Source organism: Salmonella sp. 741265055_HSA, assembly GCF_046569525.1.
GTDB classification, from domain to species: Bacteria; Pseudomonadota; Gammaproteobacteria; order Enterobacterales; family Enterobacteriaceae; genus Salmonella; species Salmonella enterica.
Window position 1 is genome coordinate 27,087 of the sequence record NZ_JBKFSQ010000028.1, and the last position, 14,073, is coordinate 41,159.

Sequence of the window (14,073 nt, forward strand, 5' to 3'; positions counted from 1 at the left end):
CTGTAACGATCGGTTTTTATATGCTTCAAGTTACTTAAAACATTTTTATTACATTTGCGGTAAATCCGCAGCGAAATGCCCATAAGGAACCTTAATGCCCTATCAGAAAAATAAAAAGCTGTTTCCTTTTTTTCGGCAACTCGCGTTTCCGTTGCGTATTTTTCTGCTCATTCTGGTGGTTTCTGTTTTCATCGTGGCGGCATTAGCACAATATTTGTCTGCCAGTTTCGAAGATTATCTGGCGTCCCATGTTCGTGACATGGCGATGAATCAGGCAAAAATTATTGCTTCTAACGACAGCATTATCGCCGCCGTAAAAAACCGGGACTATAAACGCCTGGCGATAATTGCGAATAAACTGCAGCGCGGGACGGATTTTGACTATGTGGTGATAGGCGATCGCCACTCGATCCGGCTTTACCATCCGAATCCGGAAAAAATTGGCTATCCCATGCAGTTTACGAAACCCGGCGCGTTGGAAAGAGGAGAAAGTTATTTCATTACCGGTAAGGGCTCAATAGGGATGGCGATGCGCGCCAAAACGCCTATCTTTGACAACGAAGGCAACGTGATCGGCGTTGTTTCAATTGGCTATCTGGTCAGTAAAATCGACTCCTGGCGGCTGGACTTCTTATTACCGATGGCGGGGGTTTTTGTCCTGTTGCTGTTGGTATTAATGCTGCTTTCCTGGTTTTTCGCCGCGCATATCCGCCGACAAATGCTGGGCATGGAGCCGAAACAGATTGCGCGCGTGGTACGCCAGCAGGAGGCGTTGTTTAGCTCGGTTTATGAAGGGCTGATCGCCGTTGATCCAGAGGGACATATCACCGCGATTAACCGCAATGCGAGAAAAATGTTGGGGCTGCCGTCGCCGGGGCGTCAGTGGCTGGGCAAGTTGATAGCAGAAGTCGTCAATCCGGCAGACTTTTTTACCTGCCAGATCGCAGAAAGGCGTCAGGACGTGATGGCCAACTTCAATGGCCTGAGCGTCATCGCCAATCGTGAGGCTATCCGTTCCGGCGAGGAGCTGCTGGGCGCTATTATTAGTTTTCGCAGCAAGGATGAAATCGCGACGTTGAACGCGCAGTTAACTCAGATTAAACAGTATGTTGAGAGCCTGCGCACGCTACGCCATGAGCACCTGAACTGGATGTCGACTCTGAACGGCCTGCTGCAAATGAAAGAGTATGATCGGGTCAGAGAGATGGTGCAGGGCGAATCGCAGGCGCAGCAGCAACTTATTGATAGTTTACGCGGCGCCTTCGCCGATCGTCAGGTGGCCGGTTTGCTGTTTGGCAAAGTGCAACGCGCGCGTGAACTGGGGCTCAAGATGGTGATAGTTCCCGGCAGCCAGCTACATCAACTGCCGGAGGGGCTGGATAGCACGGAGTTCGCCGCCATCGTCGGGAATCTGCTGGATAATGCGTTTGAGGCGAGTTTGCGTACACAGGAAGGCGACAATACCATCGAACTTTTCCTGAGCGACGAGGGCGACGAGGTGGTGATAGAGGTCGCCGACCAGGGCTGCGGCGTTCCTGAAGCGCTGCGGGAAAAAATTTTTGAACAGGGCGTAAGTACCCGAACCGACGAACCCGGTGAGCATGGTATCGGGTTATATCTGATTGCAAGTTATGTGGGGCGCTGTGGCGGGGTCATTACACTGGAAGACAATGATCCTTGTGGCACCTTATTTTCTTTATTCCTTCCGAAAGTGAAAAAAAACGATGACAGAACCATTAACCCTATTGATCGTTGAGGATGAAACGCTGCTGGCGGAGATGCACGCAGAATATATCCGCCATATTCCTGGCTTTAACCAGATATGGCTGGCGGGCAATCTGGCGCAGGCGAGAATGATGATTGACCGGTTCAAACCTGGATTAATTCTGTTGGATAATTATCTGCCGGATGGGAAGGGGATTACGCTGCTGCATGAATTAATGCAGTCGCGCTATCCTGGCGGCGTCGTGTTTACGACCGCCGCCAGTGACATGGAGACGGTAGCGGAAGCGGTACGTAGCGGTGCGTTTGATTATCTGGTCAAACCTATTGCTTATGAACGTTTGGGGCAGACGCTGACCCGTTATCAACAGCGCAGACGTATGCTGGCGAGCGCGGATAGCGCAAGCCAGAAGCAGATAGATGAAATGTTCAATGCCTATGCGCGTGGTGAACCGAAAGGGGATTTGCCGACAGGTATTGATGCCTTAACCCTTAATGCGGTGATGAAGCTGTTTGCCGATCCAACCGTACGCCACACGGCTGAAACGATCGCGCAGGCCTTAACGATAAGCCGCACCACATCCCGACGCTACCTGGAATATTGCGCGAGTCAGCACCTGATTGTCGCAGAGATTATTCATGGCAAAGTGGGCAGGCCGCAGCGTATTTACCACGGCGGCTAAGCCTGGTTTAAGATGCCGGGGCGATGTTTTCCCTCGCCCCGGCTTACCGGCTATCAGCCGCCGGTAACGGCGGAAGAGGTGCCTGGCACCATAATTTCTGTGGCGATAATGACGATCAACAGACCGACGATGACCGGAACGGACGTGCGTTTCACCACTTCAAACGGTGATATTTTAGCCATCCCGGCGACAGCGACCACGACGCCGGAGACCGGCGAAATCGTGCGCCCCAGGTTTGAGGCTTGCAGCATTGGGATGGATAAATAGGCTGGGTTGATGCCGGAGGAGTGCGCCAGTTTAGGGATCATCTCAACAAAGGCGTAAAAAGGCGCATTGCCTGAACCGGTGGTCATCGCGGCCAGCATGGTTAAAATCACTAAGACCAGCATCAGAATAATGCTGGCGGAGCCAAAAGAAGTGGCAATCGAGATCAGACTTTGGATAAAGCCAATGGTGCTCAGCCCCTGGGCGAAAACGCCCGCCGCGACCAGCAGCATCACAACGCCGGCAAACGCATCCGCCATGCCGCGATAAGCCACTTCCAGGCCGGAAAACACATTTTGCGTGTTGAAGCCGCGCACGAATTCCAGCACGGCGGCCAGCAGCATACAGATCACCAGAATGGTAATAATGTGCAACTGCGGCCCCCATTTACCGTCAAAAATCAGTACGCCGATAATGGGCGTGAACGGTAAAAGGGCATAAAACGGCGGGGCCGTGGTGGTAATCTCCGCCACGTCCAGCATCTCATGTGAAATGTTCTCTTTTTTATCCAGATAGCGTTGCCAGAAAAAGTGCGCAATCGCCATACCGATAATGGCGGCGATGGAAATCGGCAGCGTGGTTTTGAACGCGAAATCGATTAACGGCATCTCCGCCGCTTTTGCGGCTAAAACCACATCGCCAGACGTTGGCGAGAGGATGATGGCGGCCGGAGAGGCGCAAATAGCCGCCGCCGCGCCGCGGCTAATGCCGACGTTGACCATCACCGGGAAGAGAGTAGCCATGAGCAGTACGCCAAGCCCCGTCGCGGAAGAGACGGCCAGCGACATCAGGCAGGCGACAAAATAGGCGGCAATCATCAACAGGTAGGGCGAATTTATGTACTGTAAAGGTTTCGACGCCAGTTTCACGACCATATCATTCGCGCCGATATGCGTCATATAAGCGGCAAAGCCGCACAGCATCATGATCATCATGCCAAGATCGCCGCCGCGACTCATGAGCAAAATTTTGATGTATTCAACAATATCTGTTGCGGTATAGCCGGTACTGGTTTCGCTGGCAGGTAATACGTTATGCCCCATCAGCGCGCTGATAATAAGCAGAACCAGACCGCCGACAAATAAAACGCCAGTGGCGGAATATCCCTTAATGATGTAGCGCGCTACACCCACAATAACGACGACCCCGATAAGGAGCTCTATAACTGTTAGCATTGTTTCCCCTGTCTTATCGACACCCAGAGTAAAAATAAGAGCCACAAAAGTGGTATAAAAATGTACCGAATAAAGGATGGCGCCTTACTGATTAAAATCACGGCGCGGTTATTTTTTTATGTCATCACTAAAGATGAAATATGCTTATACGAATTTTCTGTAGCGCTATAAGTATTAATTTATTGTTATTTTATTGTTTTGTTTGTTGTGCTTTGTTTTGTGTTTTTTGTGAAAACTTAGTAAGGAGCGCGCGACGGTTCTGAGTGTTAAATCAAACGCCGTTAACCCGATAATCTTTCAGGTTATTTTGCTCGCACTTTGTTAAGATTTTATTCAGGTTAATGTTGTTATTATCACGGTCGAATTTTTGAACGGTATGTATGTTGTGATGATTATCAGAAAGCATTTTTTTATTATCGCTCTCCTTGTTATGCCATGGTTGGCTATTCCTCCGGTCTCTGCGGCGGATAAAGGGTGGTTCAACACGTTTACCGATAACGTCGCAGAAACGTGGCGACAGCCTGAGCATTATGATTTGTATGTCCCCGCCATTACCTGGCATGCGCGCTTTGCCTACGATAAAGAGAAAACGGATCGCTATAACGAGCGACCGTGGGGCGTGGGTTTTGGTCAGTCGCGCTGGGACGACAAAGGCAACTGGCATGGCCTCTATATGATGGCCTTTAAAGATTCATTTAACAAATGGGAACCCATAGGCGGTTATGGCTGGGAAAAAACCTGGCGACCGCTGGAAGACGATAATTTTCGCCTTGGACTGGGCTTTACCGCAGGCGTTACCGCGCGCGACAACTGGAATTATATTCCCATCCCTGTGCTGTTGCCTTTAGCGTCGATAGGCTATGGGCCCGCTACCTTTCAGATGACCTACATTCCGGGTTCGTATAACAACGGAAACGTCTATTTCGCCTGGATGCGTTTCCAGTTTTGATGGGGAAGGGCATGCTTCAGTTGTGAATTAAAAAGTCTTAAAAAACAATAGGTAGCTAGAGTTAGCTAAAAATTAACGCGATATTTATCACTTTTTCGCAAAGTTCGACTGGACAAAATGCATCACAATTGTTGTACTGGTATCCGACACAGCATTTGTGTCTATTTTTCATGTAAAGGTAATTTTGATGTCTAAGATTAAAGGTAACGTTAAGTGGTTTAATGAATCCAAAGGATTCGGTTTCATTACTCCGGAAGATGGCAGCAAAGACGTGTTCGTACACTTCTCTGCAATCCAGACCAATGGTTTTAAAACTCTGGCTGAAGGTCAGCGCGTAGAGTTCGAAATCACTAACGGTGCCAAAGGCCCTTCCGCTGCAAACGTAACTGCTCTGTAAGCATACGTCCGACAGCAAGATTTCAAAACCCGCCCTTTCGGCGGGTTTTTTTTGCGCTTAACGCGCTGCGGCGGCGGAAAATAGCCAGAATGCCAGCGCCGTCATGGCAAACGAACCCAACAGGTTAATCAGCACATTCAGCAGCGCCCAGCCAAGGCGCCCCTCTTGCAGCAAGAATACCACTTCAGCAGAAAAAGTAGAAAAGGTCGTCAGGCCGCCGCAAAAGCCGGTTGTGATGAGCACTTTCCACATCGGATCGATATGTGTCATGCGGTTAAACCAGGCGAACCCCATGCCGATAATAAACGCGCCAAGCAAATTTGCTGTTAGCGTACCGATGGGAATCGCCTGATGAAGCGGATTAAAACGCATACTTAGCATCCACCGGGCTACGCTCCCCGTTCCACCGCCAATAAAAACTGCTAAAAGAAGCTGTAACACTGCCGAATCCTTTATTTAATTGCTATACAGGAGGAGTGTAACGCCGAACACGCATAATTGGCGAGTCCTGACAGAGGTGTGGGAGGGGATATGTTCGTTGCAGCCGGGCAGTTTGTGGTGAGTTCTGTATGGGAAAAGAATGCGCAAGTTTGCGTTTCGTTAATGGCTCAGGCGGCGGACCGCGGCGTATCGCTTCTGGTGCTGCCTGAGGGGATATTAGCGCGAGATGACATCGACCTTGACCTGCCGATTCGCGCCGCGCAGCCGCTGGATGGCGCGTTTATGACGCGGCTTCAGGAAGAAAGCGCTCATAATAATATGACGACGATATTCACTATCCTTGTCCCGTCAACGCCTGGACGGGCGGTTAATATGCTGGTGGCGCTACGGGCGGGTCACATTGTCGCGCGTTACGCGAAGCTGCATCTCTATGATGCGTTTTCGATGCAAGAATCCCAAAGTATTGATGCCGGAACCGTTATCGCGCCTGTGCTGGACGTGGAGGGGGTTAAGGTGGGGCTTATGACCTGTTATGACCTGCGCTTTCCTGACATGGCGCTAGCGCTGGCTTTACAGGGGGCTGACGTATTGGCGCTGCCGACGGGCTGGGTTCGCGGCCCGCTGAAAGAGCAGCAGTGGTCGACGCTGCTGGCGGCGAGAGCGCTGGATACCACCTGCTATATGATTGCGGCCGGGGAGTGTGGTAATCGTAATATTGGTCAAAGTCGTATTATCGATCCGTTGGGGGTAACGATAGCCGCGGCAGCCGATCGTCCGGCGCTGATCGTCGCGGAAATATTCAGAGAACGAATAGACCAGGTGCGGGAGCAACTTCCTCTTTTGCAGCAACGACGATTTGCGCCACCGCAATTATTATGATGTTTTTTTACGCAAAGCTTGATTCACCTTGTTACAGATTGCTATTGTGTGCGCGCGTCGAAAGACCGTTAATATTCTCAGGTTAATCCGGCGCGTTACGCAGCCTGTTTTTAGTGAAGAAGGTATCTATGGGTGAGATTAGTATTACCAAACTGCTGGTGGTTGCCGCACTGGTTGTTCTGCTGTTTGGTACCAAGAAGTTACGTACGCTGGGCGGAGACCTGGGCACGGCGATTAAAGGATTCAAGAAAGCAATGAACGATGAAGACGCGGGCGTTAAGAAAGACGTCGACGGTAGCGTTCAGGCTGAAAAACTCTCGCATAAAGAGTAACAGCGCGATGCGCTTGCTCCGCAGAGTAAAAAAACCGGCGAGTTGCCGGTTTTTTTTGCCTGAAATGTAAGCGTCTATTACACGATCATTTCACTTCCATGCCTTTGGCCTGGAGATCAGCATGGTACGAAGAACGTACAAAGGGGCCACAGGCGGCATGGGTAAAGCCCATCGCCAGGGCTTCCGCTTTCATCTCGTCAAACTCTTCCGGGCTGACATAACGCTGTACCGGCAGGTGATGGCGGCTTGGCTGTAGATACTGACCAAGCGTCAGCATGGTAACGCCGTGACGGCGTAAGTCGCGCATAACCTCAATGATTTCCGCATTGGTTTCGCCTAAGCCCACCATCAGACCCGATTTTGTCGGAATTTCCGGGTGCGCTTCTTTGAAGCGTTCCAGTAATTTCAGCGACCAGTTGTAATCGGCGCCCGGACGAACCTGGCGGTAAATACGCGGCACGTTTTCCAGGTTGTGGTTAAACACATCCGGCGGCGTCGCGTTAAGGATATCCAGCGCGCGATCCATACGTCCACGGAAGTCTGGCACCAGCGTCTCTATTTTTATCTCCGGGCTTTTGGCACGGATGGCAGTGATGCAGTCAGCAAAATGCTGGGCGCCGCCGTCACGCAGATCGTCACGGTCGACAGAGGTGATGACCACATAGCGTAGCGCCATGTCGGCGATCGTTTGCGCCAGTTTCTGCGGCTCTTCCGCATCCGGCGCAACGGGGCGGCCATGGGCGACATCACAGAACGGACAGCGGCGAGTGCAAATGGCGCCAAGGATCATAAACGTAGCGGTACCGTGGTTGAAACATTCAGCCAGGTTTGGGCAAGACGCTTCCTCGCAGACAGAATGCAGGCCATTTTTGCGCATTGCGGCTTTGATGCCCTGGATACGGGTAGAATCCGCCGGAAGTTTTATTTTCATCCATTCCGGTTTACGTAGTAGAGCGTCGCGCTCTGTGACCACATTTTTAACCGGGATAAGAGCCATCTTATCGGCATCGCGGTATTTTACACCGCGTTCCATCACAATGGGTTTACTCATAGCGTGCGTGTTCCAGTTGCGAATAACGAAGGAAAGCGTTTCAATTCAAGGGAAAGTTGTATTTATCAACTATTTTTGAATTTGTGACACGCAGTATATCATTGATAAGGGCCATAAAGCAGCCTGACAGCCCGGCAAAATGTAAAATAGTTGTTGTTTTGTGCTGTTTGCCCATATCTTCCGTGACCTGAATGCAACATTTTTGTCAGAACGCCTCACGGATGATATCAATGACGTTCTCCAGCACCGGATCGCGCAGACTCAGTTTATTGTAATGCAGCGAGAACTCGACCTGTTCACTATTCACCGGCGCGTAGGGAAGGCGTTCAAGCGGCCAGCAACGGCTAAATAAGTCGTAGAAGCGGGTAGGCATCAGTCCCAGCAGATCGCTGCTGGCGATCAGCGAGGCAATGGTAAAAATATTGTAGCTACTAAAACTGATTTGCTGATCGGGAAATGTCTCTTGCAGTCGCTGGCGCAGCAGGGAAAGATGTTGTCCCTCCAGCATCAGAAAGGTGTGATCCGCGCTGTTCAGTCTCTCTTCAGTAATGGCGTTCGCCAGACACGGGTGATGCTGGCGGCAGACAATCTCAAGCGTATCGCTAAACAGGACGTGATGCTGGATGCTCCGGTTGTTATAGCTATGGGTATTGATAATGAGATCGGTCTGAAACTGACTAAGCTGGCTTTCGGCATCGTCTACCGGAATGTTGCGCAGCAAAAGCTGAGGATAACGCGGCCTGATGGCCTGGTAAATAATCGGCATCACTAGCGCGCCGACCGAAGGCGTCGTGCCAATTGTAATGGTGCGTTGCTTATCATAGCTGCCCGTAAGATCCAGGGCGCCAAGAATAGATTCCAGCCCCTGGCTGATGTATTCGTGCAGATGCGTAGCATACGTCGTGGGCGTTACGCCCTGGCCTTTGCGAATAAACAGCGGATCGGGAAATATAGTCCGTAATTTTTGAATGGACTGGCTGATGGCTGACGGCGTCAGGTTAAGAATTTTCGCTGCATTGACGATCCCTTTATGGACATATACGGCCTCGAAAATCGTCAACAGATTGAGGTCAATATTTCTCAGTGTTCTGAAAATTTGCGGTTTGTCTTGTAGGTGTTGATCGGCCGGTTGTCTTTCTGTCTGATTATTATCACTCACGCTCTGGCTCCGAATTCATTCGTATTATGAATAATAGATGAAATAGTATATTTTGCATTTATGAGTTGGTTTTAAAATTACTCTTATGAATGTATTTTTAATCATTTCAATAAGATAAGTAACAGCAGGGCCGGGATTTTGTTCACGGAAAATTCCTCATCATGAGGACTGAAGAGGCCATGCCGCCTGGCGGCTACAGCAGGGATATAACGAAAATATAGAAAGCGGGGGGAGAAGTAAAGCATTCAAATCATATATGATTAATGACCCATAAATTTCTTGGGCCATTATATTTTACGCATTAAGCAGCAATATATTCATACGGTGGATTATTTAGCAGAGCTAAAATATTCGCCAGCAAGCGGGGCGCAATATTATCCGTGGTAGCGTCTTCCTTCCACTGCGTTATTTTGGTCATTTCCATGCCGGCATAACCACACGGGTTGATGCGCAGGAAAGGAGAAAGATCCATGTTAACGTTTAGCGCTAAACCGTGGAATGAGCAGCCGCGACGGATACGTAAACCCAGCGAGCAGATTTTCTTTTCACCCACGTAGACGCCCGGCGCATCGGCGCGCGGATGCGCCTCAATACCTATTTCAGCCAGCGTATTCACCACGGTCTGTTCAAGTAGGGTGACTAAATCACGCACGCCCAGTTTACGTCGTTTCAGGTTAAGTAAAACGTACATTACCTGTTGGCCCGGACCATGATAGGTCACCTGTCCTCCACGATCGCTCTGCACAACGGGAATATCGCCAGGCATCAATATATGTTCCGTTTTACCGGCCTGGCCCTGGGTAAACACCGGGTAATGCTCAACCAACCAAATTTCATCATGGCTGTTTTCATCGCGCGTATCGGTAAAGTTATGCATGGCCTGAGAGATAGCTTCATAGGGCTGAAGGCCGAGCTGGCGGACAAGGATTTTATCCTGATACAAAACGGCATCTCCGTAGAGAATGAAAAAAGAGAGGAAAGTATATCACAGCGGGGGAGGCGGGGAGTTACCCGGATAAGACCGGGTAACCGTCTGGATGTATTACAATACCATTCGCACGATATCAATATTGCCCAGTTCTTCGTACAGCGTTTCAACCTGTTCAATATGGGTGGCATTAATGGTGATAGAGACCGAGTGGTAGTTGCCTTTGCTGCTCGGTTTTACCGTCGGAGAGTAATCACCAGGCGCATGGCGTTGTACCACTTCAACCACCTGATCAACCAGCTCAGGTAACGCCTGCCCCATTACTTTGTAAGTAAATGGCGTAGGGAATTCAAGCAGTTCGTTAAGTTTGGTTTTCATGTCAGCTCCGGCATTACGTAAAAAAATAACAACTCCCGCCACAGGGCGGGAGTTTTACTGATGCATAGTATATGGGGACGAAAATCACACTTTCAAGCGTTCAATTTTTATCCAAACCAGTGATGAAACATTAATTTAATGTAATCAATGATTTTACCGAAGAAGTTCCCTTCCGGGATCTCTTGCAGTACGACCAGCGGACGCTGTTCGATGGTTTTACCGTCCAACTGGAAGTTGATGGTGCCGACCACCTGGTTTTTCTGCAGCGGCGCGTGCAGTTCTGCGGTATTCAGTACATAGCTCGCTTTCAAATCTTTCATGCGACCGCGAGGGATCGTCAGGTAAACGTCTTTATCGACGCCCAGCGAGGCGCGATCGGTATTACCAAACCAGGCGGGTTCAGAGGCGAACTCTTTACCCGCCTTCAGCGGATTAACGGTTTCAAAGAAACGGAAGCCCCACGTCAGCAGTTTTTTGCTTTCTGTTTCACGGCCTTTATAGGTCCGTCCGCCCATCACGGCGGAAATCAACCGCATCTGGCCTTCGGTTGCGGAAGCGACCAGATTATAGCCCGCTTTGCTGGTATGGCCGGTTTTGATGCCGTCCACATTCAGGCTGTTATCCCACAGCAGACCGTTACGGTTTAACTGGCGAATGCCGTTAAAGGTGAACTCTTTTTCTTTATAAACGGCATATTCGTTAGGCACATCGCGAATTAACGCCTGACCAATCAGCGCCATATCGCGAGCTGAACTGTATTGTCCGTCGGCGTCCAGGCCGTGTACGGTCTGGAAGTGGGTATTTTTCAGCCCCAACGCGTTCACATAGCTGTTCATCAGTCCGACGAAAGCATCCTGGCTACCGGCGGCGAAATCAGCCATCGCCACACAGGCGTCATTGCCGGATTGCAGATTGATGCCGCGTATCAACTGAGAGACCGGTACCTGCATTCCCGGCTTGAGGAACATCAGCGAGGAGCCTTTAAATACCGGATTGCCGGTGGCCCAGGCGTCATTACCGACGGTAACCAGGTCGGTTTCTTTAAATTTACCCGCTTTCATTGCCTGTCCGATGACGTAACTGGTCATCATCTTCGTCAGGCTAGCCGGGTCGCGACGTTCGTCGGCGTTTTGTTCCGCCAGAACTTTGCCGGAGTTGTAGTCGATCAGGATGTAGGATTCCGCATCGATCTGCGGAACACCCGGGATCATAGTTTTGATATTCAGGTCATCGGCATGTGCGGTTGAGATAAACGCGGCACAAAGCGCCGTGGTGAGCGCCATGCGCTGCATAAAACGAGCGGAAAAAGTGGTCTTCATGGTCTGAACTACGACGTCCGTGATGAAATTAAAAAAAGAGCCCTACTATAGCAAAAGCATAACTGGCAGGCATCTGACTTTCCGCGTGACTTTGTTAATGTCATTTACAGAAATTGACAGTACAGATACCTGCAATCGGTTACTGCGCGCTGGCGATAAAGGACTGTAATTGTGCTTCTGTTTGCAAACGTTGCTGTAACGCGCTGGCTTCGGCTTTACTGGCAAAAGGCCCCAGTTGAATACGCCAGACCGCGCCGTTTTGTATTACGCGTCCTGGTACGCTGAACTGCTGGCTTAAACGCTGTTGGTACTGTTGCGCGCGCGTTTGATCGCTAACGGCGCCGACCTGGACGACGAAACGGCCGCTCGCCGCGGCGGCTGGCGCACTCACCGGGGCAGATACCGGGGCCGCGGCGGCAGGCGCGCTCACCGGTGTCGCAGTCGCTGGAGCCGCCACCGGCGCGGAAACCGGCGCTGTCTGTGGTGCCGGCGTCGGTTCATTACTCTCCAGCACGCCAGGCGCCAGCGTAGTCGGCGCGCCGAGGAAGCCGCTGTTGCTCACCGGCGCGCCGGTGGTATCGTCACTTTTCAACGTGGTATTGCTGACCGGAAGAACGTCGCCTTGCGGTTGCGCAGGCGCTGAAGAGGCGCTTCCCATTCCGCCGCTTAAATCAGGGCGAGGGGGCAGAGCGTAGGTCTGTTTCGCCACCGTCGTACAGGCCATCCCCGGGCCGGAGAGCGAACCATCCGGCGCTACGATAATGGGGTCAATCCGTACTTTAGTATTATTTGAGGTATTCAGACGATCCGCCGCTGCGCGGGACAGGGAGATGACCCGATCGGTGCCATAGGGGCCGCGATCGTTAATACGCACGACGATCATGCGACCGTTGGCCAGGTTGGTGATTCGCGCATAGCTGGGGATAGGCAGTGTCGGATGGGCGGCGGTAAGCTGCATCGGATCGAACATCTCCCCGGAGGCGGTTAAATTACTGCCGGGTTCCGCATCATAAATAGCGGCCAGGCCAGCCTGGCTAAAGCGGGACGGGTCCTGAACGATTTTATAACTTTTACCGTCACGCTGATAATCCTGGTTTGCGGTCGGATTCAGAGGTTCATAACGCGGTTCCGCTCCGCTGATTTCCACAGTCGGACCATTACATACCGCAGGTTGCGGCGCGACGGTGGTTTGCTGCTGACCGCCGTCATTAGTACATGCCGCGAGTAGTACTATCCCTGCCGCGACGCAGATTACAGGCAACTGCTTACGCATTGCGCACCCCTTATACGCTTTTCGACAACATTTTTCTGTGGGTGTGGATCGACATCACAATCCCGAACCCGGCCATCAGCACAATCAGTGCGGAGCCCCCGTAGCTGACCAGGGGTAAAGGTACTCCAACCACAGGCAGAATACCGCTCACCATACCAATATTTACGAAGACATAAACGAATAATATTAACATTAATCCGCCAGCCATCACGCGACCAAATGTAGTTTGCGCTCTGGCGGCAATCCACAGACCGCGCATTATTAGCAAAATATAGAGCGCGAGCAGAATCAGGATGCCCACCAGACCGAGCTCTTCCGCCAGTACCGCGAAAATAAAGTCGGTATGGCGTTCGGGTAAAAACTCCAGCTGCGACTGGGTGCCGTGGAGCCAGCCTTTACCGCGCAGGCCGCCTGAGCCAATGGCGATTTTAGACTGAATAATATGATAGCCCGCGCCCAGCGGATCGGTCTCCGGATCAAGGAGCATCATGACGCGCTGGCGTTGGTAATCGTGCATCAGGAAAAACCACAAAATAGGAATAAATGCAGCGATCAATACAATGGCGACCCCAATTAAGCGCCAGCTCAGACCAGACAAAAATAGGACAAAGAGACCGGAAAGGGCGACCAGAATAGACGTCCCCAGGTCCGGCTGGGCGGCGACCAGCAGGGTAGGCATAAAGATTAATACCAGGGCGATGGCGGTATTTTTCAGCGAGGGCGGGCAGACGTCACGGTTAATAAAGCGGGCGACCATCAGCGGCACGGCGATTTTGGCTATTTCCGAAGGCTGAAAGCGAACGATTCCCAGATCGAGCCAGCGCTGCGCGCCTTTGGATATTGCGCCGAAGGCATCAACGGCGACCAGCAAAATGATACAAATGATATAGAGATAGGGCGCCCAGCCTTCATACACGCGCGGCGGGATCTGCGCCATCACCACCATGACAACCAGCCCCATCGCAATCTGGCCGATTTTACGCTCCATCATGCCGATGTCCTGGCCGCTGGCGCTCCAGATGACCAACGCGCTGTAAACCAGTAATGCCAGCAGAATGAGTAGCATCGTGGGATCGATATGAATTTTATCCCAGAAGGTTTTTTTGTTCGGATTATCCGTCAT

General features: G+C 51.3%; 15 protein-coding genes. 6 read left to right on the plus strand and 9 right to left on the minus strand.

Features of this window, described 5'->3' with window-relative positions; all coding sequences use genetic code 11:
* Positions 1 to 94 precede the first annotated feature (94 nt).
* Positions 95 to 1,756, plus strand: coding sequence for a sensor histidine kinase DpiB (gene dpiB, locus ACLD4K_RS15665; RefSeq protein ID WP_053299977.1), 1,662 nt, complete (start codon positions 95 to 97; stop codon positions 1,754 to 1,756).
* Positions 1,725 to 2,405 carry a two-component response regulator DpiA gene (gene dpiA, locus ACLD4K_RS15670; RefSeq protein ID WP_183060494.1) on the plus strand — a complete coding sequence of 227 codons (681 nt, stop codon included), beginning with the start codon at positions 1,725 to 1,727 and terminating at the stop codon, positions 2,403 to 2,405. Before dpiB ends, dpiA begins: the two co-directional genes overlap by 32 nt.
* A 53-nt stretch (positions 2,406 to 2,458) precedes the next feature.
* Here dpiA and dcuC read toward each other — a convergent pair whose 3' ends face one another.
* Positions 2,459 to 3,844, minus strand: coding sequence for an anaerobic C4-dicarboxylate transporter DcuC (gene dcuC / locus ACLD4K_RS15675; RefSeq protein WP_411012125.1), 1,386 nt, complete (start codon positions 3,842 to 3,844; stop codon positions 2,459 to 2,461).
* A gap of 376 nt (positions 3,845 to 4,220) precedes the next feature.
* On the opposite strand from dcuC, the gene pagP reads away from it, so the two are divergent.
* Both pagP and cspE read left to right on the plus strand, forming a co-directional pair.
* Positions 4,221 to 4,793: a lipid IV(A) palmitoyltransferase PagP gene (pagP, locus tag ACLD4K_RS15680; protein ID WP_077912237.1), complete on the plus strand. Its 573-nt coding sequence runs from the start codon at positions 4,221 to 4,223 to the stop codon at positions 4,791 to 4,793.
* Between the two features lie 187 nt (positions 4,794 to 4,980).
* A complete protein-coding gene (gene cspE, locus ACLD4K_RS15685; protein WP_000034826.1) occupies positions 4,981 to 5,190 on the plus strand; it encodes a transcription antiterminator/RNA stability regulator CspE in 210 nt (69 codons plus the stop codon).
* A 57-nt stretch (positions 5,191 to 5,247) separates the two neighbouring features.
* On the opposite strand, the gene crcB is transcribed toward cspE, so the two are convergent.
* Complete coding sequence (crcB, locus tag ACLD4K_RS15690) at positions 5,248 to 5,631, minus strand: fluoride efflux transporter CrcB (RefSeq protein ID WP_411012126.1); 384 nt, start codon at positions 5,629 to 5,631, stop codon at positions 5,248 to 5,250.
* Between the two features lie 90 nt (positions 5,632 to 5,721).
* Here crcB and ACLD4K_RS15695 point away from each other — a divergent pair, with 90 nt between their 5' ends.
* Positions 5,722 to 6,510 (plus strand): deaminated glutathione amidase, encoded by a 789-nt coding sequence (locus tag ACLD4K_RS15695; RefSeq protein ID WP_000495789.1) that lies wholly within the window; start codon positions 5,722 to 5,724, stop codon positions 6,508 to 6,510.
* A 128-nt stretch (positions 6,511 to 6,638) separates the two neighbouring features.
* Positions 6,639 to 6,842 carry a twin-arginine translocase subunit TatE gene (gene tatE, locus ACLD4K_RS15700; protein WP_000503938.1) on the plus strand — a complete coding sequence of 68 codons (204 nt, stop codon included), beginning with the start codon at positions 6,639 to 6,641 and terminating at the stop codon, positions 6,840 to 6,842.
* Positions 6,843 to 6,927: 85 nt separating this feature from the next.
* On the opposite strand, the gene lipA is transcribed toward tatE, so the two are convergent.
* From lipA to mrdB, 7 genes are all read right to left on the minus strand, one after another.
* Positions 6,928 to 7,893, minus strand: a complete 966-nt coding sequence (lipA, locus tag ACLD4K_RS15705) for a lipoyl synthase (RefSeq protein ID WP_000042640.1) — start codon at positions 7,891 to 7,893, stop codon at positions 6,928 to 6,930.
* A gap of 205 nt (positions 7,894 to 8,098) precedes the next feature.
* Positions 8,099 to 9,052, minus strand: a complete 954-nt coding sequence (locus ACLD4K_RS15710) for a YbeF family transcriptional regulator (protein ID WP_080160307.1) — start codon at positions 9,050 to 9,052, stop codon at positions 8,099 to 8,101.
* A gap of 301 nt (positions 9,053 to 9,353) precedes the next feature.
* Complete coding sequence (gene lipB / locus ACLD4K_RS15715) at positions 9,354 to 9,995, minus strand: lipoyl(octanoyl) transferase LipB (RefSeq protein ID WP_411012127.1); 642 nt, start codon at positions 9,993 to 9,995, stop codon at positions 9,354 to 9,356.
* A 99-nt stretch (positions 9,996 to 10,094) separates the two neighbouring features.
* Complete coding sequence (gene ybeD, locus ACLD4K_RS15720; RefSeq protein WP_000850547.1) at positions 10,095 to 10,358, minus strand: DUF493 family protein YbeD; 264 nt, start codon at positions 10,356 to 10,358, stop codon at positions 10,095 to 10,097.
* Positions 10,359 to 10,465: 107 nt separating this feature from the next.
* Entirely contained in the window at positions 10,466 to 11,677 is a 1,212-nt protein-coding gene (dacA, locus tag ACLD4K_RS15725) for a D-alanyl-D-alanine carboxypeptidase DacA (RefSeq protein WP_000858711.1), read from the minus strand.
* 139 nt (positions 11,678 to 11,816) lie between these two features.
* Positions 11,817 to 12,950, minus strand: coding sequence for an endolytic peptidoglycan transglycosylase RlpA (rlpA, locus tag ACLD4K_RS15730; RefSeq protein ID WP_411012128.1), 1,134 nt, complete (start codon positions 12,948 to 12,950; stop codon positions 11,817 to 11,819).
* Between the two features lie 10 nt (positions 12,951 to 12,960).
* Positions 12,961 to 14,073 carry a peptidoglycan glycosyltransferase MrdB gene (gene mrdB / locus ACLD4K_RS15735; RefSeq protein WP_000131713.1) on the minus strand — a complete coding sequence of 371 codons (1,113 nt, stop codon included), beginning with the start codon at positions 14,071 to 14,073 and terminating at the stop codon, positions 12,961 to 12,963.

Coding starts and splice junctions, on each gene's coding strand:
- dpiB (WP_053299977.1), top strand. CDS start 95: ATGCCCTATCAGAAAAATAAAAAGCTGTTTCCTTTTTTTCGGCAACTC.
- dpiA (WP_183060494.1), top strand. CDS start 1,725: ATGACAGAACCATTAACCCTATTGATCGTTGAGGATGAAACGCTGCTG.
- dcuC (WP_411012125.1), bottom strand. CDS start 3,844: ATGCTAACAGTTATAGAGCTCCTTATCGGGGTCGTCGTTATTGTGGGT.
- pagP (WP_077912237.1), top strand. CDS start 4,221: ATGTATGTTGTGATGATTATCAGAAAGCATTTTTTTATTATCGCTCTC.
- cspE (WP_000034826.1), top strand. CDS start 4,981: ATGTCTAAGATTAAAGGTAACGTTAAGTGGTTTAATGAATCCAAAGGA.
- ACLD4K_RS15695 (WP_000495789.1), top strand. CDS start 5,722: ATGTTCGTTGCAGCCGGGCAGTTTGTGGTGAGTTCTGTATGGGAAAAG.
- tatE (WP_000503938.1), top strand. CDS start 6,639: ATGGGTGAGATTAGTATTACCAAACTGCTGGTGGTTGCCGCACTGGTT.
- lipA (WP_000042640.1), bottom strand. CDS start 7,893: ATGAGTAAACCCATTGTGATGGAACGCGGTGTAAAATACCGCGATGCC.
- ybeD (WP_000850547.1), bottom strand. CDS start 10,358: ATGAAAACCAAACTTAACGAACTGCTTGAATTCCCTACGCCATTTACT.
- dacA (WP_000858711.1), bottom strand. CDS start 11,677: ATGAAGACCACTTTTTCCGCTCGTTTTATGCAGCGCATGGCGCTCACC.
- rlpA (WP_411012128.1), bottom strand. CDS start 12,950: ATGCGTAAGCAGTTGCCTGTAATCTGCGTCGCGGCAGGGATAGTACTA.
- mrdB (WP_000131713.1), bottom strand. CDS start 14,073: ATGACGGATAATCCGAACAAAAAAACCTTCTGGGATAAAATTCATATC.